The organism is Pseudomonas frederiksbergensis (assembly GCF_900105495.1).
Lineage (GTDB): Bacteria > Pseudomonadota > Gammaproteobacteria > Pseudomonadales > Pseudomonadaceae > Aquipseudomonas > Aquipseudomonas frederiksbergensis.
Genome location: NZ_FNTF01000002.1, coordinates 264393 through 287394 on the forward strand (window position 1 = coordinate 264393; position 23002 = coordinate 287394).

General features: G+C 61.7%; 20 protein-coding genes. 14 read left to right on the forward strand and 6 right to left on the reverse strand.

Features of this window, described 5'->3' with window-relative positions; translation table 11 throughout:
• Positions 1-2: 2 nt before the first annotated feature.
• Both ribD and nrdR read right to left on the reverse strand, forming a co-directional pair.
• A complete protein-coding gene (gene ribD, locus BLW70_RS01805; protein ID WP_074871278.1) occupies positions 3-1136 on the reverse strand; it encodes a bifunctional diaminohydroxyphosphoribosylaminopyrimidine deaminase/5-amino-6-(5-phosphoribosylamino)uracil reductase RibD in 1134 nt (377 codons plus the stop codon).
• Entirely contained in the window at positions 1133-1597 is a 465-nt protein-coding gene (gene nrdR, locus BLW70_RS01810; protein WP_003228656.1) for a transcriptional regulator NrdR, read from the reverse strand. The genes ribD and nrdR overlap by 4 nt, the downstream gene beginning before the upstream one ends.
• A 128-nt stretch (positions 1598-1725) precedes the next feature.
• On the opposite strand from nrdR, the gene BLW70_RS01815 reads away from it, so the two are divergent.
• The 3 genes from BLW70_RS01815 to trxA all read left to right on the forward strand — a co-directional run bounded on the left by BLW70_RS01815 (position 1726) and on the right by trxA (position 3815).
• Positions 1726-2190: a YbaY family lipoprotein gene (locus BLW70_RS01815; RefSeq protein ID WP_074880380.1), complete on the forward strand. Its 465-nt coding sequence runs from the start codon at positions 1726-1728 to the stop codon at positions 2188-2190.
• On the forward strand, positions 2187-2843 hold the full coding sequence (locus BLW70_RS01820) for a class I SAM-dependent methyltransferase (protein ID WP_074871280.1): 657 nt from the start codon (positions 2187-2189) through the stop codon (positions 2841-2843). Before BLW70_RS01815 ends, BLW70_RS01820 begins: the two co-directional genes overlap by 4 nt.
• Positions 2844-2942: 99 nt before the next feature.
• Positions 2943-3815 carry a thioredoxin gene (gene trxA, locus BLW70_RS01825; RefSeq protein WP_074871281.1) on the forward strand — a complete coding sequence of 291 codons (873 nt, stop codon included), beginning with the start codon at positions 2943-2945 and terminating at the stop codon, positions 3813-3815.
• Here trxA and BLW70_RS01830 read toward each other — a convergent pair.
• Positions 3812-4162 (reverse strand): hypothetical protein, encoded by a 351-nt coding sequence (locus BLW70_RS01830; RefSeq protein WP_074871284.1) that lies wholly within the window; start codon positions 4160-4162, stop codon positions 3812-3814. The two genes, trxA and BLW70_RS01830, sit on opposite strands and share 4 nt — an antisense overlap.
• Positions 4163-4298: 136 nt before the next feature.
• On the opposite strand from BLW70_RS01830, the gene BLW70_RS01835 reads away from it, so the two are divergent.
• The 5 genes from BLW70_RS01835 (at position 4299) to BLW70_RS01855 (ending at position 8439) form a co-directional block, all read left to right on the forward strand.
• Complete coding sequence (locus BLW70_RS01835; RefSeq protein ID WP_074871286.1) at positions 4299-4865, forward strand: DUF2796 domain-containing protein; 567 nt, start codon at positions 4299-4301, stop codon at positions 4863-4865.
• Between the two features lie 136 nt (positions 4866-5001).
• Complete coding sequence (locus BLW70_RS01840) at positions 5002-5712, forward strand: ABC transporter ATP-binding protein (protein ID WP_074871287.1); 711 nt, start codon at positions 5002-5004, stop codon at positions 5710-5712.
• A gap of 1 nt (position 5713) precedes the next feature.
• On the forward strand, positions 5714-6979 hold the full coding sequence (locus BLW70_RS01845; protein WP_074871289.1) for an ABC transporter permease: 1266 nt from the start codon (positions 5714-5716) through the stop codon (positions 6977-6979).
• Positions 6980-6990: 11 nt separating this feature from the next.
• Entirely contained in the window at positions 6991-7509 is a 519-nt protein-coding gene (locus tag BLW70_RS01850) for a DUF3299 domain-containing protein (RefSeq protein ID WP_074871291.1), read from the forward strand.
• A 231-nt stretch (positions 7510-7740) separates the two neighbouring features.
• Positions 7741-8439, forward strand: a complete 699-nt coding sequence (locus BLW70_RS01855; protein WP_074871293.1) for an OmpW/AlkL family protein — start codon at positions 7741-7743, stop codon at positions 8437-8439.
• A 150-nt stretch (positions 8440-8589) separates the two neighbouring features.
• Here the strand turns inward: BLW70_RS01855 and BLW70_RS01860 are convergent, their stop codons facing one another.
• Positions 8590-9519 carry an NAD-dependent epimerase/dehydratase family protein gene (locus BLW70_RS01860; RefSeq protein ID WP_074871295.1) on the reverse strand — a complete coding sequence of 310 codons (930 nt, stop codon included), beginning with the start codon at positions 9517-9519 and terminating at the stop codon, positions 8590-8592.
• On the reverse strand, positions 9512-10396 hold the full coding sequence (locus BLW70_RS01865; RefSeq protein ID WP_033053404.1) for a sugar nucleotide-binding protein: 885 nt from the start codon (positions 10394-10396) through the stop codon (positions 9512-9514). Before BLW70_RS01865 ends, BLW70_RS01860 begins: the two co-directional genes overlap by 8 nt.
• A gap of 325 nt (positions 10397-10721) precedes the next feature.
• Here BLW70_RS01865 and BLW70_RS01870 point away from each other — a divergent pair, with 325 nt between their 5' ends.
• The gene (locus BLW70_RS01870; RefSeq protein WP_074871297.1) at positions 10722-15038 is read left to right on the forward strand and encodes a DEAD/DEAH box helicase; all 4317 of its coding nucleotides are present in this window, start codon (positions 10722-10724) and stop codon (positions 15036-15038) included.
• Between the two features lie 40 nt (positions 15039-15078).
• On the opposite strand, the gene BLW70_RS01875 is transcribed toward BLW70_RS01870, so the two are convergent.
• Positions 15079-17205 (reverse strand): mechanosensitive ion channel family protein, encoded by a 2127-nt coding sequence (locus tag BLW70_RS01875; protein WP_074871299.1) that lies wholly within the window; start codon positions 17203-17205, stop codon positions 15079-15081.
• Positions 17206-17559: 354 nt separating this feature from the next.
• On the opposite strand from BLW70_RS01875, the gene BLW70_RS01880 reads away from it, so the two are divergent.
• The 5 genes from BLW70_RS01880 (at position 17560) to BLW70_RS01900 (ending at position 22970) form a co-directional block, all read left to right on the forward strand.
• Positions 17560-18771 carry an MFS transporter gene (locus BLW70_RS01880; protein ID WP_074871301.1) on the forward strand — a complete coding sequence of 404 codons (1212 nt, stop codon included), beginning with the start codon at positions 17560-17562 and terminating at the stop codon, positions 18769-18771.
• Between the two features lie 212 nt (positions 18772-18983).
• Positions 18984-19910: a DUF72 domain-containing protein gene (locus BLW70_RS01885; RefSeq protein WP_074871303.1), complete on the forward strand. Its 927-nt coding sequence runs from the start codon at positions 18984-18986 to the stop codon at positions 19908-19910.
• Entirely contained in the window at positions 19907-20704 is a 798-nt protein-coding gene (locus BLW70_RS01890) for an endonuclease/exonuclease/phosphatase family protein (protein WP_074871304.1), read from the forward strand. Before BLW70_RS01885 ends, BLW70_RS01890 begins: the two co-directional genes overlap by 4 nt.
• A complete protein-coding gene (clsB, locus tag BLW70_RS01895; protein WP_074871306.1) occupies positions 20701-21984 on the forward strand; it encodes a cardiolipin synthase ClsB in 1284 nt (427 codons plus the stop codon). Before BLW70_RS01890 ends, clsB begins: the two co-directional genes overlap by 4 nt.
• Positions 21984-22970: a lysylphosphatidylglycerol synthase domain-containing protein gene (locus BLW70_RS01900; protein WP_074871308.1), complete on the forward strand. Its 987-nt coding sequence runs from the start codon at positions 21984-21986 to the stop codon at positions 22968-22970. The genes clsB and BLW70_RS01900 overlap by 1 nt, the downstream gene beginning before the upstream one ends.
• Positions 22971-23002: the final 32 nt, after the last annotated feature.

Sequence of the window (23002 nt, forward strand, 5' to 3'; positions counted from 1 at the left end):
AATTATACGCTCGCCGCTGGCGAAGGAATGGCGATGACTCGCCAGTCATCGCCAACCGCGCGGATTTCGATGATTTTGAGTTCAGGCGCATCCTTCATTTGCGCGAGCGGCCAATCCAGCAACGGGCGCGCAGACGAACCTAAAAACTTGCCAGCGATGAAAATCTGAAACTCGTCCACCAGCCCTTGCTGAGCGAAAGCCCCGGCCAGACGCGGGCCCGCTTCGACCAACACTTCGTTGACCCCGCGGGCGGCGAGTTCGACCAGCAGTTTGCGCAGGTCGACCAAGCCATCCTCGCCCGCCACGATCAGGCATTCCGGACCGTTGGCGTATTGCTCTTCAATCGCCATGCAGGTGGCGACCAGCGCCGGGCCAGCCTTGAAGAACGGCGCGTCCAGCGGCACGCGCAGGCGACCGTCGATCAACACACGCAGCGGCGGACGGCTCATGGCCAAAGCGGTTTGCTCAGGGTCCAGGCCCAACTCATCGGCACGCACAGTGAGACGGGCATTGTCCGCCAGCACCGTGTCGGCGCCGGTCAACACTACGCTGGCCTGCGCGCGCAGGCGTTGTACCGCCGAACGTGCCGCCGGGCCGGTGATCCATTGGCTTTCGCCGCTTTCCATCGCCGTGCGACCGTCGAGGCTCATGGCCAACTTGACCCGCACGAACGGCAAGCCGTGCTCCATGCGCTTGAGGAAACCTTCATTGAGCTTGCGCGCTTCGCCTTCCAGCACGCCGCTTTCAGTAGCAATGCCGGCCTGGGCCAGGCGCTGCATGCCTCGACCGGCCACCGACGGATTCGGGTCTTGCATCGCCGCGACGACCCGAGCCACACCGGCATGTACCAGCGCGTCCGCACAAGGCGGCGTGCGTCCGTGGTGGCTGCAAGGTTCGAGGGTCACGTAAGCGGTGGCGCCTCGAGCCTTGTCGCCGGCGGCGTGCAGGGCGTGGACTTCGGCGTGGGGTTCGCCGGTGCGCACGTGCCAGCCTTCGCCGACGATTTGCCCGTCACGCACGATCACGCAGCCAACCCGAGGGTTGGGGTGGGTCGTGTAATGACCTTTGCGCGCCAGTTCCAGCGCGCGGGCCATGTAATGAGCGTCGAGGATGGCTTGTTCGGAAGTGGGGGTCATTCTTTCACCGGCTCACGGGCCAGGCGATCGATCTCTTCGCGGAACTCGTTGAGGTCCTGGAAGCGTCGATACACGGAGGCGAAACGAATGTAGGCGACTTCGTCGAGCTTTTGCAGCTCGGCCATCACCAGTTCACCGACGACAAGGGATTTAACCTCTCGCTCACCGGTGGCGCGCAGTTTGTGTTTGATGTGCACCAACGACGATTCCAGGCGCTCGACACTCACCGGGCGCTTCTCCAGCGCACGCTGCATGCCGGCGCGGAGTTTTTCTTCGTCGAACGGCTGGCGGCTGCCGTCGGTTTTGATCAGGCGCGGCAACACCAGTTCGGCCGTCTCGAACGTCGTGAAACGCTCGCCGCAGGCCAGGCATTCACGCCGGCGGCGTACCTGTTCGCCCTCGGCGACCAGACGCGAGTCGATGACCTTGGTGTCGTTGGCACCGCAGAAGGGACAGTGCATGGTGGCAGGCAACAAAAAAAGGGAGGGCCATGGTAGCGCATCCCCGTGGCAAGACAAGCCATAGGGTTTGCGGTATACAGACGGGCTATAGAGCTAGATCCATGGATTTCACCTTGCTGGAGCCGAAAATGTCCCTAAGACCGCTGGTTTTGCTCAGTCTTTTCAGCCTGCTGGTGGCCTGCAGCAGCGATGCACCCAAGCCCCAGCCGCCGACACCAGGCCCCGCGCCACAGGCCGCGCAGAAGAAAGCCAGGGAATCGGCCAACCTCGGCCCGTTGCCCGCGTATCAGCGTGAATTGAGCGGCACCTTGCAAGGCGTGCCGGCCGGTGCCGAAGTCGAGTTGGCGCTGCTGGTGATCGACGATAAGGACCGCCCGCAACAATTGCTGGCCAGTTCCAGCCTGATCGGCACCAATCAGATTCTGCCGTTTCACCTGCGTTTCAACCCGGAATCCTTCCCGGTCGGTGCCCGCGTTGAACTGCGTGGCCGCGCCAGCCAGTCCGGCCAGCTGATTTTGCATCTGCCGCCGCAAGTCATCACGCAGCCAACGACGCAAATGCTGGGTCAGCTGCAATTCGTCAAAGCGCCATGATTGCACCGTTCGACCTGCAACAGGCGCTGGGTGAACTGCTCGGTGACGCGCAGCTGGTTGCCTGTGAACTGCCGGACACCGATCTGAAGCTTTGGCTGATCGATGGCGACAACATGGACCGCGCATTCAGCCCGGAAGAAACCCGGCGAATTCTCCATGAGCCGCCTTATTGGAGTTTTTGCTGGGCCAGTGGGCTGGCGGTCGCCCGCTATCTCGCTGAATTCCCTGAATGGGTCAAAGGCAAACGGGTGCTGGATTTCGGCGCCGGTTCCGGGGTGGCGGGGATTGCGGCGGTGAAGGCCGGAGCGTTGGAAGTAGTGGCCTGTGACCTCGACCCGCTGGCGATTGCGGCGTGCCGGGCGAATGCCGAACTCAACGGCGTACACCTCGACTACTCGACGGATTTTTTCGCCGAAGCGGATCGGTTTGATCTGATTCTGGTGGCCGACGTGCTGTACGACCGGGCGAATCTGCCGTTGCTCGATGAATTCCTCAGTCGCGGCCAGCAAGCCCTGGTGGCGGATTCACGGGTAAGGGATTTTCGCCACCCGTTGTATCAACGCATCGAGATGCTGGAAGCGATGACCTTGCCCGATCTGGCCGAGCCCGAAGAGTTTCGGCATGTGAGCCTTTACCACGCCACCCGAGCCTGATCGTTCCCACGCAGAGCGTGGGAACGATCGTGTTACGGCTTTCAGCAGCCCCTCGCGAAGCTTTATAGTGAGCCCATTCACGCTTTTACGAGATCCCCCATGAGTCAGGAAACGCCGTACATCTTCGACGCCACGACTGCCGATTTCGAGCAGTCGGTGATCGAGAACTCTTTCCACAAACCGGTGCTGGTGGATTTCTGGGCCGAATGGTGTGCGCCGTGCAAGGCCTTGATGCCGATGCTGCAAACCATCGCCGAGAGCTATCAGGGCGAGTTGCTGCTGGCCAAGGTCAACTGCGACGTCGAGCCGGACATCGTTTCGCGCTTCGGCATTCGCAGCCTGCCGACGGTGGTGCTGTTCAAGGACGGTCAGCCGGTGGACGGTTTTGCCGGTGCACAGCCGGAATCTGCCGTGCGCGCGATGCTCGAACCTCACGTGCAAATGCCACCGCCGACGGCTGCCGATCCGTTTGAGCAAGCTCAGGCGCTGTTCGATGACAATCGCTTTGCCGATGCCGAATCCATCCTCAAAGTGCTGTTGGGCGAAGACAACACCAATGCCAAGGCGCTGATTCTCTACGCTCGCTGCCTCACCGAACGTGGCGAGTTGGGCGAAGCGCAAATCGTGCTCGACGCGGTCAAGACCGATGAACACAAGGCCGCGCTGGCCGGCGCCAAGGCGCAGATCCAGTTCCTCGGTCAGGCCAGGGATTTGCCGGATGCGGCAGACCTGAAAGCGCGTCTGGCGAAAAATCCGCAGGACGATGAAGCGGTTTATCAGCTGGCAATCCAGCAACTGGCCCGCCAGCAATACGACGCGGCGCTGGATGGGTTGCTCAAGCTGTTCGTACGCAATCGCAGCTACAGCGAAGGCCTGCCGCACAAGACCTTGCTGCAGGTGTTCGAACTGCTGGGCAACGATCACCCGCTGGTGACCACGTACCGCCGCAAGTTGTTTGCCGCGTTGTATTAAGTAGCTGGCTCTTGCCAGCTGTAGAGCGGCGTATCCCCGCCGCTCGTCACTTTCACATCAGCGCAATGACGCAAACGCACTAGCAAGCGCTTGCCCGACGCCGCACTGCCGGTCAGCCCTTCCAACTGTTCCAGCAAATCCGGCCCGCTCAATTGCCCGGCCTTGCGCAGCAAATCCTTGGCGATCTGCCACAGCGCCTCATCCTGATTGACCGGTTTTGCCGGCGCAGCACTGGCCTCCGGTTTCACCACCTGCAACTGCGCACCGAGCCGTGCCCAGTCGCCGTCATCCATCTCCAGCGTCAAATCCACCGGCCAGTCGCCGATGCTTCCGCGTATTCGCAACATAAGTCTGCTCCTGCACATTTCTGACTTGCATGCTCCCATGGGACTTGTGCAACGCCAAGCAGACGGTCAAACTCTCGGCGCCTACGTTATAAGATTACATAACAAGTTCTTCATTTTACTTTTCGGAGACCCCACCATGCGCCGTCTGCTTCTCGCTCTGCCGTTTGCCCTGTTGCCGCTGGCTGTCGCCCACGCCGTTGATGAACATGATCATGAGCACGGCAGCCTCGGCGCCCACGAACATGGTGTCGGTCGCCTGAACGCAGCGCTGGATGGACAAACCCTGGAGCTGGAACTGGAAAGCCCGGCGATGAACCTGGTGGGTTTCGAACACGCCGCCAGCACCGATGCCGACAAAGCCAAAGTCGCCGCCGTTCGTGCGCAGCTTGAGAAACCACTGGTGCTGTTCAACCTGCCGAAAGCCGCCGGTTGCGTGGTGGCAACCCATGAACTGGAAAGCCCGCTGTTCGGTGACAAGCCGGATGCCGATGAAGAGGCCAAGGGCGAGCATCACCACGACCACAGCGAAATCCACGCTCATTATCAATTCAGCTGCTCGGCACCTGGCGCACTGAAAACCCTGGACCTGGCGAATATCTTCAACACCTTCCCGGCGACCCAGAAAATTCAGGTACAACTGATCAGCCCGAGCGGGCAGCAAGGCGTAGAAGTGACGGCCAAGGCTGCCGCCCTGAAATTCTAAATTCACCGCAGAACCAATGTGGGAGCGGGCTTGCTCGCGAAAGCGGTGTCTCATGCAACATTGATGTCGACTGATACACCGCTTTCGCGAGCAAGCCCGCTCCCACAGGGTTCACCACCAACCTGACCGGTTTCACATGACCCAAGCACTCATCGAACTGTCCGACCTGGGCTTCAGTTGGCCCGGTCATCCGCCGCTGCTGGATATCCCGGCGTTTCGCCTGGAGCCCGGCGAAACCCTGTTCCTCAAAGGTCCCAGCGGCAGCGGCAAGACCACCCTGCTCGGCCTGCTCGGCGGTGTGCAGAAGCCCAATCGCGGCAGCATCCGATTGCTGGGCCAGGAACTGACCGAACTCTCGGCCGGCGCTCGCGACCGCTTTCGGGTCGATCACACCGGCTACATCTTCCAGCAGTTCAACTTGCTGCCGTTTCTCTCGGTGCGCGAGAACGTTGAGTTGCCTTGCCACTTCTCCAAACTGCGCGCCGAACGGGCGATCCAGCGCCACGGCAGCGTCGATCAGGCGGCGGCCACCCTCCTCGCCCACTTGGGTTTGAAAGATGAAAGCATCCTCAGTCGTCGCGCCGATTCGCTGTCCATCGGCCAACAGCAACGGGTCGCTGCCGCGCGCGCGTTGATCGGTCAGCCTGAATTGGTGATCGCCGACGAACCGACCTCGGCCCTGGATTACGACGCCCGCGAGAATTTCCTTCGCTTGCTGTTCGCCGAATGCCGCGAAGCCGGGTCGAGCCTGCTGTTCGTCAGCCACGACCAAAGCCTGGCACCGCTGTTCGATCGCCACCTGTCGCTGGCCGATCTCAATCGCGCCGCCACCCCGTCCGAGGTCTGAGATGTATTTGTTTCGTCTAGCCATGGCCAGCCTGGCTAACCGCCGCTTCACCGCGATCCTCACCGCGTTCGCCATCGCCCTGTCGGTCTGCCTGCTGCTGGCGGTGGAGCGGGTGCGCACCGAAGCCAAGGCCAGTTTCGCCAGCACCATCAGCGGTACCGACCTGATTGTCGGCGCCCGTTCCGGCTCGGTGAACCTGTTGCTGTACTCGGTGTTCCGCATCGGCAACGCCACCAACAACATCCGCTGGGACAGCTTCGAACACTTCGCCAACAACCCGAAAGTGAAGTGGGCGATCCCGATGTCCCTCGGCGACTCCCATCGCGGTTATCGCGTGATGGGCACCACCGAGGCGTACTTCGAGCATTACCAATACGGTCATCGGCAACACCTGCAACTGGCCGACGGCCGCGCTTTCGCCACCGACCCGTTCGAAGTGGTGCTCGGCGCCGAAGTGGCCGATGCGCTGCACTACAAGCTCGGCGACAAACTGGTGCTGGCCCATGGCGTGGCAGTGATCAGCCTGGTCAAGCACGATGACAAGCCGTTCACCGTGGTCGGCATTCTCAAACGCACCGGCACACCGGTGGACCGCACGCTGCACATCAGCCTCGGCGGCATGGAAGCGATTCACGTCGACTGGCACAACGGCGTGCCGGCGCGCGGTAATGGCCGGATCAGTGCCGATCAGGCGCGCAACATGGACCTGACGCCGCAAGCGATCACCGCGTTCATGCTCGGCCTCAACAGCAAGATTTCGACCTTCGCACTGCAGCGTGAGATCAACGAATTCCGCGGTGAACCGATGCTGGCGATCCTGCCGGGCGTGGCGTTGCAAGAACTGTGGAGTTTGATGAGCACGGCGGAAAAAGCCTTGTTCGTGGTCTCGCTGTTCGTGGTGCTGACCGGGTTGATCGGCATGCTCACGGCGATCCTCACCAGCCTCAACGAACGCCGTCGGGAGATGGCGATTCTGCGATCGGTGGGTGCCCGGCCGTGGCACATCGCGACGTTGCTGGTGCTGGAGGCGTTTGCCTTGGCACTGTCCGGCGTGATTGCCGGTGTAGCGCTGCTGTATGTGGGCATCGCCTTGGCCCAAGGTTACGTGCAAGCCAATTACGGTTTGTATTTGCCGCTGGCCTGGCCGAGCGAATATGAATGGACGCTGCTCGGTGGCATCCTGAGCGCCGCATTGCTGATGGGCAGCGTGCCAGCCTGGCGCGCGTATCGCCAATCCTTGGCCGATGGCCTGTCGATCCGTTTATGAGGACGTTGAACATGCCCCGCGTTGTGCTTGCGTTGTTGATGCTGGTCGCTTTGCCCCTGTGGGCGGCCGAGCCGAAAGACTTGACCTGGTCGGAAATGATCCCGCCGGACGCCGCACCGGAAGTGCCGAACATGACGCCGCTGCACGACCTGTCGCAGATGGGCAACGCGTTGGCCGCCGAATCGGCGCCAGCAGCCAAGCAGGACATGCCCAATGCGCCGGTGGTGAAAAACCTCGACGGTCAGAACATTCGACTGCCGGGGTACATCGTGCCGCTGGAGGTGAGTGAAGAAGGTCGCACCACGGAGTTTCTGCTGGTGCCTTATTTCGGCGCCTGCATCCACGTGCCGCCACCGCCGTCGAATCAGATCGTGCATGTCAAAAGCGAAGTCGGCGTGAAGCTGGATGAGCTGTATCAGCCGTACTGGATCGAAGGTGCGTTGCAGGTGAAAGCATCCACTAGCGAGTTGGCGGATGCCGGGTATCAGATGGAGGCTGACAAGATCTATGCGTATGAATTGCCGCAGTGACCGGCAGTTATGCGGTGTTTGATAGATAGCCTTCGCGAGCAAGCCCGCTCCCACATTGGATCTGTGCATCAACACAAATCCCTGTGGGAGCGAGCCTGCTCGCGATGAGGTCATCAAAGGTTCCACAAAAATCAGGGCCATCACTGTTTCATTGAGCTGAGTCAAAAGACCGTATCAGACGCCTCCGTACCATTGGACATCAAACATTTTTAACGTCCTTTGGAGCCCTCCATGCACAAGTCCTTGCTCAGCGCTTCGCTGTTTGCCCTCGCGCTCGCAGCACCGTTAGCCTACGCCCACGAAGCCGGCGATATCATCCTTCGTGCCGGTGCAATCACCGTCAACCCGGAAGCCGACAGCTCCAGCGTCAAGGTTGATCAAGGTCCGCTGAAGGGTGCCGATCTGGGTGGCAAGGCCACTATGAGCAGCGACACGCAACTGGGTCTGAACTTCGCTTACATGCTCAACAGCCACTGGGGGATCGAGCTGCTGGCGGCCTCGCCGTTCGAGCATGACGTGAAGCTCAAAGGCACCGCCCTGGGCGCAGCCAATGGCAAACTCGGTTCGCTGAAACACCTGCCACCGACGCTGAGCGTCGTGTACTACCCACTGGACTCGAAGTCCGCGTTCCAGCCGTATGTCGGTGCCGGTATCAACTACACCTGGATCTACGACGAGCACGTTAGCAGCGAAGCCAGCGCCAACGGTTTCAGCAATTTCAAGGCGGATAACTCCTGGGGCATGGCGTTTCAGGTCGGTGCCGACTACATGCTGACCGACACCATCATGATCAACGCCCAGGTGCGCTACATCGACATCGACACCACCGCGACCGTAGAAAACAACGCAGTGGCCCAAGGCACTCGCGCCAAGGTCGATGTGGACGTAGACCCGTTCATCTACATGGTTGGCCTGGGTTACAAGTTCTAAACCCGCCACACAAAAAAAAGGCGCCTTCGAAAGGCGCCTTTTTTGATCGTTCCCACGCTCTGCGTGGGAATGCCTCAATGGACGCTCTGCGTCCGCTCTTGGGACGCGGAGCGTCCCGGGCTGCATTCCCACGCGGAGCGTGGGAACGATCTATCGTCCCAACAACCGCGCCAGGCCGACATGCATCGGTGTCTGCTCAGGGCAGGTAAAGCGCTCCAGCAAACGCTGATTGTTCGCTCGCGAGTGGCGGATGTCACCGGAGCGCGCCGGGCCATAGCTCACCGGCGGCAATGGACCGACCACCGTTTCAAGGGCTTCAAGCATTTGCTTGAGGGTCGTGGCCTGGTTCCAGCCGACATTGACCGCACCGACTTCGACCTGCGGTTTCTCGATGGCTTGCACCAGCAAGTCGACCAGGTCTTCGACGTAGACGAAATCGCGAGTCTGCTCACCGTCACCGAACACCGTGATCGGCAGGCCCTTCTGCGCGCGTTCGCTGAAAATGCTGATCACCCCGGAATACGGCGAGGACGGATCCTGGCGCGGGCCGAAGATGTTGAAGAAGCGGAAAATCACCGGCTCCAAAGCATGCTGGCGACGGTAAAAATCGAAGTAATGCTCGCTCGACAATTTGTCCGACGCGTAGGGCGTCAACGGTGCCTTGGGCGTGTCTTCGTCAATCGACTCGCCTTCGCCATTGTTGCCATAGACCGCTGCGCTGGACGCATACAGCACTCGCTTGACGCCGGCCTGGCGCATGGCTTCACAGACATTCAGCGAGCCAATGAAGTTGCTCTGGTGAGTCTTCACCGGGTCATCCACCGACGCCTGCACCGACGCCACCGCAGCCAGGTGCGCCACCGCGCTGCAACCGACCATCGCCCGCGCGACCAGCGCAGCATCGGCGACATCGCCCACGATCAGTTCGACGCCTGGATTGTCCAGCGGCAAGTTGCTGCGTTTGCCGGTAGAGAGGTCATCGAGAATGCGCACCGAATGGCCCTTGGCGAGTAAGGCATCGGTGAGGTGCGAACCGATGAAACCGGCGCCGCCGGTGATTAAAACAGGGCCGTCAGCCATGGCGATAAAACCTATCCAGTAAGCCCGGGAGTGCCGCACGCCAGGCGCGGGGCTTGATCCCGAAAGTGTGCAGAATTTTCTTGCAGGCCAGCACCGCGTGTTGCGGCTCTTCGGCGGCGTCGGGCCGAGCGGCGTGAGCCTGGGCGGTCGGCGCTTCGATGGCCAGCGGATGCAGGGCGCGGGCTTCGGAGAGGATCGCCTGCCCAAGTGCCAGCGGCGTGGTCGCCTCATGCCCGGCGTAATGGTAGGTGCCCCACAGCGGCGCCGAGCAATCGAGTTGCTTGAGGACCGAGATGATCACCCGGGCGGCGTCGTCGACCGGCGTCGGATTGCCCCGGCGGTCGTCGGCCATCAGCAATTCTTCCGGCAGTTCGGCGCGGCCGAGGAAACGTCCGAGGGTGCCGTCGGGGCTGTCATCCAGCAACCAGCCGAATCGCAGCAACACGTGTTGCGGGCAGGTGGCGCGAACGCTTTGCTCGATCCGCCACAAGGCTTGACCGCGCAGGCCCAAGGGCACCGGTTCGTCTTTTTCGCTGTAGGCCGTCGCCCGGGAACCATCGAACACCCGATAGCTCGATGGTTGCAGCAGCACGATGTTGTGATGCTGGCACAGTTCGGCCAGACGCTCGATCGCCCGTTCCTGCCCGGCCAGACGCTGTTCGCTGACCGTCTCCGCCTGAAACCAGTCGAAGTAATAGGCGAGGTTGATCAACGCGTCTGGACGGGTGTCGTCGAGCAGCTGCGTCAGGCTCGCGGCATCCCAGCCGTCTTGCGGTGGGCGGGGGGCGAGGAAGCCGATGTCTTCCTCCGCACCGAGGCGAATCAGCGCCTGCCCAAGGGCATTTCCGCCGCCCAGTAACATAAGGCGCATTCGCATAGAGTCAGCAGGCCCAGTCTGATTGAAACAATGGCTTTATCGACACCGCTCGCGGGCGATGCCGTCGATAGTTGCCGGAATCGTTGCATTTTGCGGGTTTAGTGCGCAACCGTCATCCGTAAAGTGTAGATCCTGGGGATTTGTGGCGCTGCTACTGGCCTCATCGCGGGCAAGCCCGCTCCCACAGTGTTCTCTGTTGTCCACAAATTTTGTATTCACAGAAGATCCCTGTGGGAGCGGGCTTGCCCGCGATGGGGCCCTGAAGACCTGCGAAGGTTTTGAGCGGTACTTGCATCTTCAGCCCCCCGCCCGCATTAATTGCTCTATGAATCTGCCAATCCCGACGGACAGCGCCCTGGCAGGCTTCCACCCCGCCGTCAGCGCCTGGTTCAGCAGCACCTTCCCGACGGTCACCGCCGCCCAGGCTCGGGCGTGGCCGTTGATCCGCCAGCAGCGTTCGATCCTGGTCGCCGCCCCTACGGGCTCCGGCAAGACCCTCACCGCGTTCCTCGCGGTCATCGACGACCTGGTCCACCGCGCAATGGCCAACGGCGGCCATCTGCCGGATGAAACCCTGGTGGTCTACGTTTCGCCGCTGAAGGCCTTGTCCAACGACATCCAGATCAACCTGCAAAACCCGCTGGCCGGCATCACCGAGCAATTACGCGCAATGGGCCTGCCCGAACTGCAGATCAACACCGCCGTGCGCACCGGCGATACGCCGCAAAAAGACCGCTCGGCGATGCGCAAGATCGCCCCCCACATTCTGGTGACCACCCCGGAATCCCTTTACGTGCTGCTCGGCTCCGACTCGGGCCGGCAGATGCTCAGCACCGCGCGCACGGTGATCGTCGACGAAATCCACGCAATCGCCGCCAGCAAGCGCGGCAGTCACCTGGCCCTGAGCCTCGAGCGACTGCAAGCGTTGTGCGCGCAACCGCTGATGCGGATCGGCCTGTCCGCCACGCAAAAACCCATCGAAGCCGTCTCGCAATTTCTGGTGGGCCGTGATCGCGCGTGCGAAATCATCGACATCGGCCACGCCCGCCCGCGGGATCTGGACATCGAGGTGCCGCCCGTGCCGTTGTCGGCGGTGATGGCCAACGACATCTGGGAACTGGTCTACGACCGACTCGCCGCCCTCGCCCGCGAACACCGCACCACGCTGATTTTCGTCAACACCCGACGCCTCGCCGAACGCCTGAGCCGTCACTTGAGCGAACGCCTCGGCAAGGACGCGGTGGCCGCCCACCACGGCAGTCTGGCCAAGGAATTTCGTCTCGATGCCGAACAGCGCCTCAAGCGCGGCGAGCTGCAAGTGCTGATCGCCACGGCGTCCCTGGAACTCGGGATCGACATCGGCGATGTCGACCTGGTCTGCCAGATTGCTTCGCCACGTTCGATTGCCGGGTTTCTGCAACGGGTTGGCCGCTCCGGGCACCAAGTCGGTGGCACGCCCAAGGGCCGTTTGTTCGCCACAACCCGCGACGACCTGATCGAGTGCGCCGCCCTGCTCGACTGCGTGCGGCGCGGCGAACTCGACACCTTACTGATCCCCAAGGCACCGCTGGACGTGCTGGCGCAGCAGATCATCGCCGAGGTCAGTTGCCAGGAATGGCAGGAGCAGGCGCTGCTGGAGATGTTCCGCAACGCCTCGCCCTACAGCGAGCTCGACGACAAACATTATCAGGCGCTGCTGCACATGCTCGCCGAAGGCTACAACGGTCGCCTGGGCATCCGCAGCGCTTACCTGCACCGCGACGCCGTGACCCGCACCCTGCGTGGTCGGCGGGGCGCCAAGCTGACGGCCGTGACCAGCGGCGGAACGATCCCGGACAACGCCGACTACAGCGTTTTACTCGAACCCCAAGGGCTGAACATCGGCAGCGTCAACGAAGACTTTGCGGTGGAAAGCATCGCCGGGGATGTCTTCCAGTTGGGCAACACCTCCTACCGGATTCTGCGGGTCGAAACCGGCAAGGTCCGGGTCGAAGACGCTCAGGGCCAACCGCCGACCATTCCCTTCTGGCTCGGCGAAGCGCCGGGGCGCAGCGCTGAACTGTCGTTCGCGGTGGCGCGCCTGCAAGCGCAACTCGATGCGCTGCTCGGCGCCACCCCGGGTGACTTGCAGCCCGCGACTGACTGGCTGACCGACACCCTCGGTCTGAACCTGGCCAGTGCCGAACAATTAGTCGATTACCTGGCCCGCGCGCGCCTGACTCTCGGCGCCCTGCCGTCACAGGACACGCTGCTGATGGAGCGGTTTTTCGACGAGTCCGGCGGCACGCAATTGATCATCCACACGCCGTTCGGCAGCCGCATCAATCGCGCCTGGGGCCTGGCCCTGCGCAAGCGTTTTTGCCGCACCTTCAACTTCGAATTGCAGGCCGCCGCCAGCGAAGACGCCATCGTCCTGTCACTGTCCACCGGCCACAGTTTTGAACTCGATGATGTCTGGCGTTACCTGCACAGCAACAGCGCCGAGCACACCCTGATTCAAGCCGTACTCGAGGCCCCGCTGTTCGGTGTGCGCTGGCGCTGGAATGCCGGGGTCGCGCTGGCGCTGCCACGCTACAGTGGCGGGCGCAAAGTCCCGCCGCAGATCCAGCGGATGAAAAGCGAAGACCTGATCGCCAGCGTATTTCCCGACCAGATTGCCTGCGTTGAAAACCTCGCCGGCGAACGGGAAATTCCCGACCATCCCCTGGTGGAACAAACCCTCGACGATTGCCTGCACGAAGCCATGGACAGCGAAGGTTGGCTGGCGTTGTTGCGGCGCATGGAACGCGGTGAGATCCGCCTGATTAGCCGCGACCTGCCGGCGCCCTCGCCGCTGGCAGCGGAAATTCTCAGTGCCCGACCCTACACCTTTCTCGACGATGCGCCGCTGGAAGAGCGCCGCACTCAAGCCGTGCTCAACCGCCGCTGGAGCGATCCGCAGTCCACCGACGACCTCGGTGCGCTGGATGCGGAGGCGATTCAAGCCGTGCGCGAGGAAGCCTGGCCAACGCCGACGGGGGTCGATGAAATGCATGAGGCGTTGATGAGCCTCGCGTGTATCACCGCCGCCGAGGCCCAGGCCCATCCAGACTGGCTCGAATGGCTGAACGCCTTGGCCGACAGCGGTCGCGCCAGCCGCTTGCAAGTCAATGCCGGGCAAACGCTGTGGTTGGCACTGGAGCGGCTGACCTGCCTGCAAGCGATTTATCCACAAGCGATTTTGCAGCCACCGTTGCAGGCACTGCCCGGGTTCGATGAAGTCTGGACGGCGGACGAAGCGGTGCTGGAAGTGATTCGTGCGCGACTCAGCGCATTCGGGCCGCTACCGCTGAACGCGATTGCCGAACCGCTCGGTTTACCGGCGACCCAAGTCACCCAGGCGTTGGCGCAACTGGAACGCGAAGGCTATGTGCTGCGCGGTCAATTCACCCCCGGCACGGCGGAGGAAGAATGGTGCGAGCGGCACTTGCTGGCGCGGATTCACCGCTACACCGTCAAGCGTCTGCGGCGGGAAATCGAACCCGTGGCGTTGCAGGATTTCATGCGGTTCCTGTTCGATTGGCAGCATCTGTCTGCCGCAACCCAAGGCCAGGGCAGCGCAGTGTTGCCCGCGATAGTCGGTCAGTTCGAAGGCTACCCCGCCGCCGCTTCAGCCTGGGACAGCGATATTTTGCCGGCGCGAATAAAAGACTATTCAGCGAGTTGGCTGGATGACCTGTGTCGCAGCGGCAAACTGGTGTGGACGCGACTGACCGCGCGCAACAAGAGCGCCAGCACGGCGCTGCGCAGCACACCGATTCTGCTGCTGCCGCGCAGCCAGGTCGGGTTGTGGAGCGGATTGACCGAGCAGACGCCGGTCAGCGAGCTGTCGCCCAAAACGCAAAAAGTTTATGAAGCACTCAGCCAACACGGTGCGCTGTTTTTCGATGAGCTGATTCACGAGGCTCATCTGCTGCGCTCGGAACTGGAAATCGCCTTGCAGGAATTGGTCGGCGCCGGGTTGGTGAATGCCGACAGCTTCGCCGGGCTGCGTGCACTGATTACGCCGGCCAGCAAACGCCAGAACCGCAGCAGCCGACGCGGGCGCGGAGCGTTTGTCGGCGGCATGGACGATGCCGGACGCTGGGCCTTGCTGCGACGCGGCGCACAAGCTCCGGTTGTGGAGAATAAACGTCCGGCACCGACGCCGACCGACACCCTTGAACACATCGCCATGACCTTGCTCCGGCGTTACGGCGTGGTGTTCTGGCGCTTGCTGGAACGGGAAGCGGATTGGTTGCCAAGCTGGCGGGAATTGCTGCGCACTTTCCATCGGCTGGAAGCTCGCGGCGAGATTCGCGGAGGAAGGTTTGTCAGTGGCTTGGCCGGTGAACAGTTTGCGCTGCCCGAGGCCATACCATTGTTGCGCGAGGTGCGGCGACGGCCGCATGACGGGAGTTTGATTGCCGTGTGCGGAGTTGATCCACTGAACCTCGCCGGGACGCTTTTACCGGGCGCAAAAGTACCGGCATTGGCGAGTAATCGATTGGTGTATCGCGATGGATTGCCCGCCGCTGCCGAGATTGCCGGAAAGCAGATTTTTTGGTTGGAGCTGGATCAGCAATCGACTGCCGAGCTGCACAACAAACTCACCCGACACTGATCGTTCCCACGCTCCGCGTGGGAACGATCGGTTGCGAGGATTATTGGGTGCGCGCCTGATCCGGCAGGCACACCGATGAATGCTCCGATGCAAGCTCATCGCCTTGCAGCGGCTCGACAGCTTGCCGGGGCATCAACACCTGCTGTGGATAAGTCTGCGCGAAATGCACCCACGGGCTGTTATCCACAAGCTTTTTCAAACGCTGGTTGAACGCTCGACTCACTGCGTATTGCCCTCCCGACACGGTGCGAAACTGTGCCGTCAGCACCACGCCGTTGAGGTCCATCTTGTCGACACCAAACACATCCAGCGGCCCTTGCAGGTTGTACTTGAGGAACGCATCGTCGCGGATGGAATCCCCGGCCTCGCGGATCAACTCGATAGCCTTGTCGACATCGGTGTCGTAAGTGAATTGCACCGAGAAGAACGCATAGGCGAATTGCCGCGATTGATTGGTCACGGCCTTGATCTGACCGAACGGCACCGAGTGCACAAAGCCCTTGCCGTCACGCAGGCGCAAGGTGCGGATGGTCAGGCCTTCGACGGTGCCGGCGTGGCCAGAGTCGAGGACCACCCAATCGCCAATCGACAACGTGTCTTCAATGATGATGAACAACCCGGTGATCACATCCTGCACCAGCTGCTGGGAACCGAAACCGATGGCCAGCCCCACGACACCGGCACCGGCCAGAAAAGGTGCAACGTTGATCCCCAGGTTAGCCATGGTGGTGATCGCGCAGATCACCACCAGAATGATTTTGATCGCGTTGCGCAGCAGCGGCAGGATGGTTTTGATCCGGGTGCTGGGCTGGCGCGCCGAGCGTTTGCTGACGGGTGGCTTCAGGGCTTCTTGAATCGCCGTGTCCAACACCACCCAGACCATCCAGGTCACCAGGAAAATCAAACCGATGCGGCTCAGGGAATCACTGATCGCCCGGCCGACCGAATTGCTCACCGCAAATTCGAACAGCGACACCCCCCAGATGCGCCCCAGTACATCGATGAACACAATCGCCAGGGCGATGCGCAGCAACGCGTGGGAAAGGCTGAGAAAGCGTTCCTTGTAGGCACTGCTGCGACGCACGGCCAACTCACTGCGCGACTTGAACAAATGATGAAGCGACGTACTGAGAAACACCGTCGCAATCAGCAAGACAGTAGTAAACAGCGCGCAGCGAAGCACTTCCTGGTTGTCATCGCCGATGCCGATCAGGTTGATCACCGACACCAGCACCATCAACAGAATCGGCCAGTACCAGAGCCCGGAAAAGATCCGCAGCATTTCACGCAAGGCCGGCTGGCTGAGGCGCTGGGCCAACGGCAAAATGCGGATCAGATGGGCAACCGGACGGCGCATCTTGATCACCAGAATGCCAAAGGTGACCGAGGCCGCCACCCCGGTGAACACCGCGACGCTGCTGGTGAGATTGCCGCCAAGCAGACGGGCGATCTGCGGGCTGGTCAAGCCGTCGCTCAGCGCCACGAGGAAGCCCATCAAAAACAGCGGTCGTGGGCTGTACTGATGAATAAGCTGCACCGCCCGGCGCTTGTGGCCAGCGTTGAACAGCACCACCAGCGACAACAGCAACGACGCGGCGAAGATGCCGCTGCTGGTGGCATAAGCGAAACACAACGCCAGGGCCCGGCCAGCGGACACTTGCAGGAAGTGGCTGACGTACAGCGTCAGCGGCAGGCTGATCAGCGCCGGAACCGTGTAGGGCAACACATAACCGAGTAACGCCTGACCGCGCTCGCGAGTCAGCAACAGGCGGTTCTGGCACAGACGTTTGGCGAGCAGACCGCCAAGCAACCAGAGCAGCGCGAAAACGCCAAGCCACACGCCGGACAACAGCAGGAAATCCCCCGCCACGCTCCAGCTCGAACGAGATGAGGGATGATTGACCAGTTGATCCACCTCAACCGCGGCCCGGTCTGCCCGCAGACGCCAGGCATCCAGCAGGTCCTCGTTGAGATCGAGTTTCCCCTGGACTTGATCAATGCTCGAACTGATCGCCCCCAGCAAACCACCCTGTACCAGCGGTTCGGGGTGGGCCAATGGAGTCGCGGTGGTGGCCGGCACGCCCGGCAGTGCGGCGGCAGCCTCCAGCTCGTTGCTGCCCAGAATCGCCAATGCCCCCAGTAGTATCGCGGTCTTGAACTTGAACAAACGCGGTGCTCCTGCAAAAGGGTCTGTAAGGAACTGATCGGGGAATTGTAGGCAAGTTCGGTTTTGGCCGTGAGATTACAAGCCAATGCGACTCCCTGTGGCGAGGGGGCTTGACCCCGTTGGGCTGCGGAGCGGCCCAAAACCCGTCAATCGGTATTCTCCAGATACACCGCGAACAATGGGTTTACGCCTGCTTCGCAGTCGAACGGGGGCAAGCCCCCTCGCCACAGGTATTTTTCAGCCCGAGGTGATCTTTGCGCGCAAGGCAAATATCAAATGCCCATCCCCCTATTTTTCCGCATAACCCAAACCCCGACACTGCGCTCCATCAATCAATCCACCGGAGTTGCAGTCATGCCCATTGCCTTGCTCGCGCTGACCCTCAGCGCCTTCGCCATCGGGACGACCGAGTTCGTCATCGTTGGCCTGTTACCCACCATCGGCGCCGACCTTGGCGTCAGCCTGCCGTCCGCCGGCCTGCTGGTCAGTCTCTACGCATTGGGCGTTGCCATCGGCGCCCCGGTGCTGACCGCCCTCACCGGCAAAGTCCCGCGCAAACTGCTGCTGTTGTCGCTGATGGTGCTGTTCACCCTGGGTAACCTGCTGGCCTGGAAAGCGCCGAGTTACGAGTCGCTGATCATTGCGCGGATCGTCACCGGCCTGGCCCACGGGGTGTTCTTCTCGATTGGCTCGACCATCGCCACCAGCCTCGTGCCGAAAGAGAAAGCCGCCAGCGCGATCGCCATCATGTTCACCGGCCTGACGGTGGCCTTGGTGACCGGCGTGCCACTGGGGACGTTCATTGGTCAGCATTTCGGCTGGCGTGAAACCTTCCTCGCGGTGTCCGCCCTGGGGGTGATCGCGTTCATCGGCAGCCTGCTTTACGTGCCGAAAAACATTGCCCACAGCAAACCCGCTTCACTGTTGCAGCAATTGCAGGTGCTCAAGCAACCCCGTCTGCTGCTGGTGTACGCCATGACCGCGGTCGGTTACGGCGGCTCATTCATCGCATTCACCTTCCTGGCACCGATTCTTCAGGACATTTCCGGCTTCAGCGCCAGCACCGTCAGCCTGGTGTTGCTGGTCTACGGCATCTCAGTGGCCGTCGGAAACATCTGGGGCGGCAAACTGGCGGACAAACGCGGCCCGATCAGCGCCCTGAAAATCATCTTCGCCCTGCTTGCCGCCGTGTTGTTCGTACTGACCTTTACCGCTGGCAGCCCATGGCTGGCCCTGGCCACCGTGCTGGTCTGGGGCGCGGTTGCATTCGGCAACGTGCCGGGCCTGCAGGTTTACGTGGTGCGTCAGGCCGAACATCACACCCCGCATGCGGTGGACGTAGCGTCGGGCCTGAACATCGCAGCGTTCAACCTCGGCATCGCCGGTGGCGCGTGGGGCGGTGGCTTGATCGTTGCTCACATGGGCCTGATCCACACTGCATGGATCGGTGGCCTGGTGGTGTTGGTGGCGTTGGCGCTGACCGCGTGGAGCGGTCGTCTTGATCGATTAGGTCCGGCATATGCCGAATCGGTTGAAGGTTTAACCCGAGTAGTCACAGGCCACTGATGCCCCTGTGGGAGCGGGCTTGCCCGCGATGGCGGCGGCACATCCAGCGATGATGTGACTGACACACCGCTTTCGCGAGCAAGCCCGCTCCCACATTTGATCTGCGGTGTTTTGTCGAGCGTGTACCGTCCGTAGCCCCGTCGAAACTTTCTCGCCTGCCGCGCAGTCATCAAAAGACAGGGCGGTCCGAAGACCATTAGACGGGAGGCGACATGGCGGCGATCCACATCGGCATTTCAGGCTGGCGCTACACGCCCTGGCGGGGGGAGTTCTACCCGAAGGGGCTGACCCACAAACGCGAATTGCAATTCGCTTCACGGGCCGTCAACAGCATCGAAATCAATGGATCGTTTTACGCCCTGCAACGGCCGGAACGGTATGCCCAGTGGTACGCCGAAACCCCGAGGGGCTTCGTTTTCAGCGTCAAAGCCCCGCGCTTCATCACCCACATCAGGCGACTGCGAGACATCCATAAACCCTTGGCGAATTTCTTTGCGTCGGGGGTGCTGGAACTCAAGGAAAAACTCGGCCCGATCCTCTGGCAATTCCCACCCAACTTCAAATTCAATGCCGAGTTGTTCGAGACCTTTCTGGAGCAGTTGCCCCGCAACACCGAAGAGGCCGCCGCCCTCGCCCGCCAGCATGATTCGCACCTGAACGGTCACGCCAGCCTGAAGGCCTATGGAAAAAAGCCTTTGCGCCATGCCATAGAAATCAGAAACGAGAGCTTCGTCGACCCCGCCTTCATCCGCCTGCTCAAACGCCACAATGCTGCGCTGGTTATCGCTGACACCGCCGGTAAATGGCCGTACCGCGAGGACCTCACCAGCGACTTCGTTTACCTGCGCCTGCACGGTGCCGAAGAACTCTATGCCAGCGGTTACACCCCCGAGGCGCTGAAACGCTGGGGCGACCGGATCGAGGCTTGGCACCACGGCCGGCAACCGCCCGACCCGCAGCTGATCGCCCCCCGGCAAAAGCCCAAGGCGCGCAAATCCCGTGAGGTGTTTTGCTACTTCGACAACGACATCAAAGTCCGCGCGCCCTTCGATGCCCGCCGCTTGCTGGAGCGCTTTCACCTGGATAAAGACCTCGCCACCCGCCCCGGTGAACGGGCCGCCGAAGGAGTGCTGTCATGAGCATTCCCGAACAGGTCGGCCCTCGCGATGAACAGCCCCCCATCATCACCGCCGTGCGGCGCTTCACGGTGCTGACGGTCAACACGCACAAGGGGTTCACCGCGCTCAACCGGCGCTTTATCCTGCCGGAACTGCGCGAAGCGGTGCGCAGCGTGTCCGCTGACGTGGTGTTTTTGCAGGAAGTCCACGGCACTCACGAGCATCACCCTCAGCGCTACACCAATTGGCCGGCGATGCCGCAATACGAGTTCCTCGCCGACACCCTATGGCCGCAGTTTGCCTATGGGCGCAACGCGGTCTATCCGGCGGGCGATCACGGCAATGCACTGCTGTCGAAATTCCAGATCATTCGCCATGACAACCTCGACGTGTCCATCAGCGGTCACGAAAACCGCGGCATCTTGCATTGCGTGCTGCGCCTGCCCGGTGACGGCCAGGAAGTGCATGCCATTTGTGTGCATCTGGGCCTTCGCGAAACCCACCGCACCGAACAGCTCAAGTTGCTGGCCCGGCGCCTCGAAGAACTGCCCAGCGATGCCCCGGTGATCGTTGCCGGTGACTTCAACGATTGGCGCCAGCGTGCCGACGCGCTGCTCAAACCCAGCGGTCTACGGGAGGTTTTCGCCGAACTCCACGGCAAACCGGCGCGCAGTTTTCCAGCGCGCTTGCCGGCGTTGCGCCTTGACCGCATCTATGTGCGCAACCTCAAGGCCAGTCGGCCGCAAGTGCTGGCCGCGCGGCCCTGGTCACACCTTTCCGACCATGCACCGCTATCGGTGGAGATCGAGCTATGAGCACCCCATCGATGGATAAAACCAACGTGGAACACTTATCCACAACTCCGCCGATCCGTGAGCCGGGTGTGGTCGACGTCGAATATGGCTGGCAAGGCAACAACCGCGTAGAGCTGCTGGAAAACGGCGAAGACTATTTCCCTCGGGTGTTCGAAGCCATGCGTCAGGCCAAGACTGAAATCCTCCTGGAAACCTTCATTGTGTTTGAGGACAAGGTCGGTAATGAGCTGCAGGAAGTGCTGATCGCCGCCGCTCAACGGGGTGTGCGAATCACCGCCAGTCTCGACGGTTTTGGCTGCGGTGAACTGAGCACGCAATACCTCAGTACCTTGAGCGAGGCGGGCGTACGCATCCAGATTTTCGACCCGGCGCCCAAACTTCTGGGCATCCGCACCAACTGGTTCCGGCGTCTGCACCGCAAGATCGTGGTGGTCGACGGCACGATTGCTTTCATTGGCGGCATCAACTTTTCGGCCGACCATTTGGCTGACTTCGGCCCTGAGGCCAAGCAGGATTATTCCGTGGAAGTGCAAGGCCCGGCGGTGGCCGACATCCATCACTTCGCCTTGCTGCAAAGCGGTCGCCCGGCTCGCGCCAAATACTGGTGGCAACGACGCCGGCAACGGCGCTCGGAGCTGGCGTTCACCGATCATGACGGCCAGGTTCGCCTGGTGTACCGCGACAACGGCGAGCATCCGACCGACATCGAAGAGGTTTACCTGCAAGTGCTGCGCAGTGCCCAGCGTCGGGTGGTGATCGCCAATGCCTACTTCTTTCCGGGCTATCGCCTGCTGCGCGAGATCCGCAACGCGGCACGTCGTGGCGTCGATGTGCGGCTGATCCTGCAAGGTCAACCCGACCTGCTGGCGGCCAAACTCGCCGCGCGCATGACCTATGACTACCTGCTCGAAGCCGGCGTAAAGATTTACGAATATTGCGACCGTCCGCTGCACGGCAAAGTCGCACTGGTGGATGAGGATTGGAGCACGGTCGGTTCGAGCAACCTCGACCCGTTGAGCCTGTCCTTGAACCTGGAAGCCAATGTGTTGATCCGCGATCGTGCCTTCAACCGCGACCTGTTCGAGCGCCTCGAATACCTGAGTAACAACCATTGCAAGGTCATGTCCGCGGACAAGTCCCCGCGCGGGCGGCTCTGGCACATGACCGTCGGCTTTCTGGTGTTTCACTTCCTGCGGCACTTCCCGGCCTGGGCCGGTTGGCTGCCGGCGCACAAGCCGCGCCTGAAACCCTTTTCCCATTCCGCCGGGAGTGACACCTGATGAGCCACTCTGATACGCAACCGGCGACCCATGCCGAAACGCCGCGCAAATCCCGCTGGAGCCGCTGGAAACGGCCGCTGACCATGCTGTTTTTCCTGGCGTTGATCGTCCTGTTCACGATGCTTGCCCAGCGCATCGAATGGGATGAAGTGTTCCATAACCTCACCGAGTTCAAGGTGCGCACGCTGATCATCGCGTCCGCTCTGACCTTGGTGAGTTTTCTGGTCTACGCCTGCTTCGACTTGATCGGCCGTACCTACATACGCCAGGACCTGACGTGGAAGCAGATCTTGCCGGTGGGGATTATCAGCTATGCCTTCAACCTCAATCTGAGCGCTTGGGTCGGCGGTGTTGCCATGCGTTATCGGCTGTATTCGCGACTCGGGGTGAGCAAGGGCAACATCGCGAAAATTCTCGGGTTGAGCCTCGCGACGAACTGGTTCGGTTACATGGTGATTGCCGGTGCAGTGTTCAGCAGCGGACTGGTGCGAATGCCGCCAGGCTGGAAGCTGAGCACCGGCGCGTTGCAAGGTGTGGGCGTGTTGTTGCTGGTGCTGAGCGCGTGCTATCTGGCCGCGTGTCAGTTTTCCAGGCGGCGGGAGTGGGCGATACGCGGGGTGGAAATCAACCTGCCGTCGTTGCGCATGGCGGTGCTGCAACTGGCCCTCGGGGCGCTGAACTGGTCGCTGATGGCGGCGGTGATTTTCACCTTGCTGCCGAGCAAGCTGGATTACCCGCTGGTGCTTGGGGTGTTGCTGATCAGCGCGATTGCCGGGGTCATCACGCACATACCTGCCGGGCTCGGCGTGCTTGAAGCGGTGTTCGTGGCGCTGCTGCAACATGAAGCGTCCCGAGGCAGCCTGGTGGCCGGATTGCTGGCCTATCGAGCGATCTATTTCATCTTGCCGCTACTGATTACCCTGGTGATGTACCTGATCGTGGAAGCCAAGGCCAAGTCGTTGCGGATCGAGAAGAAGCCGGGATGACGCCATCGCGACCCGACTTGCCCGCGAAGAAT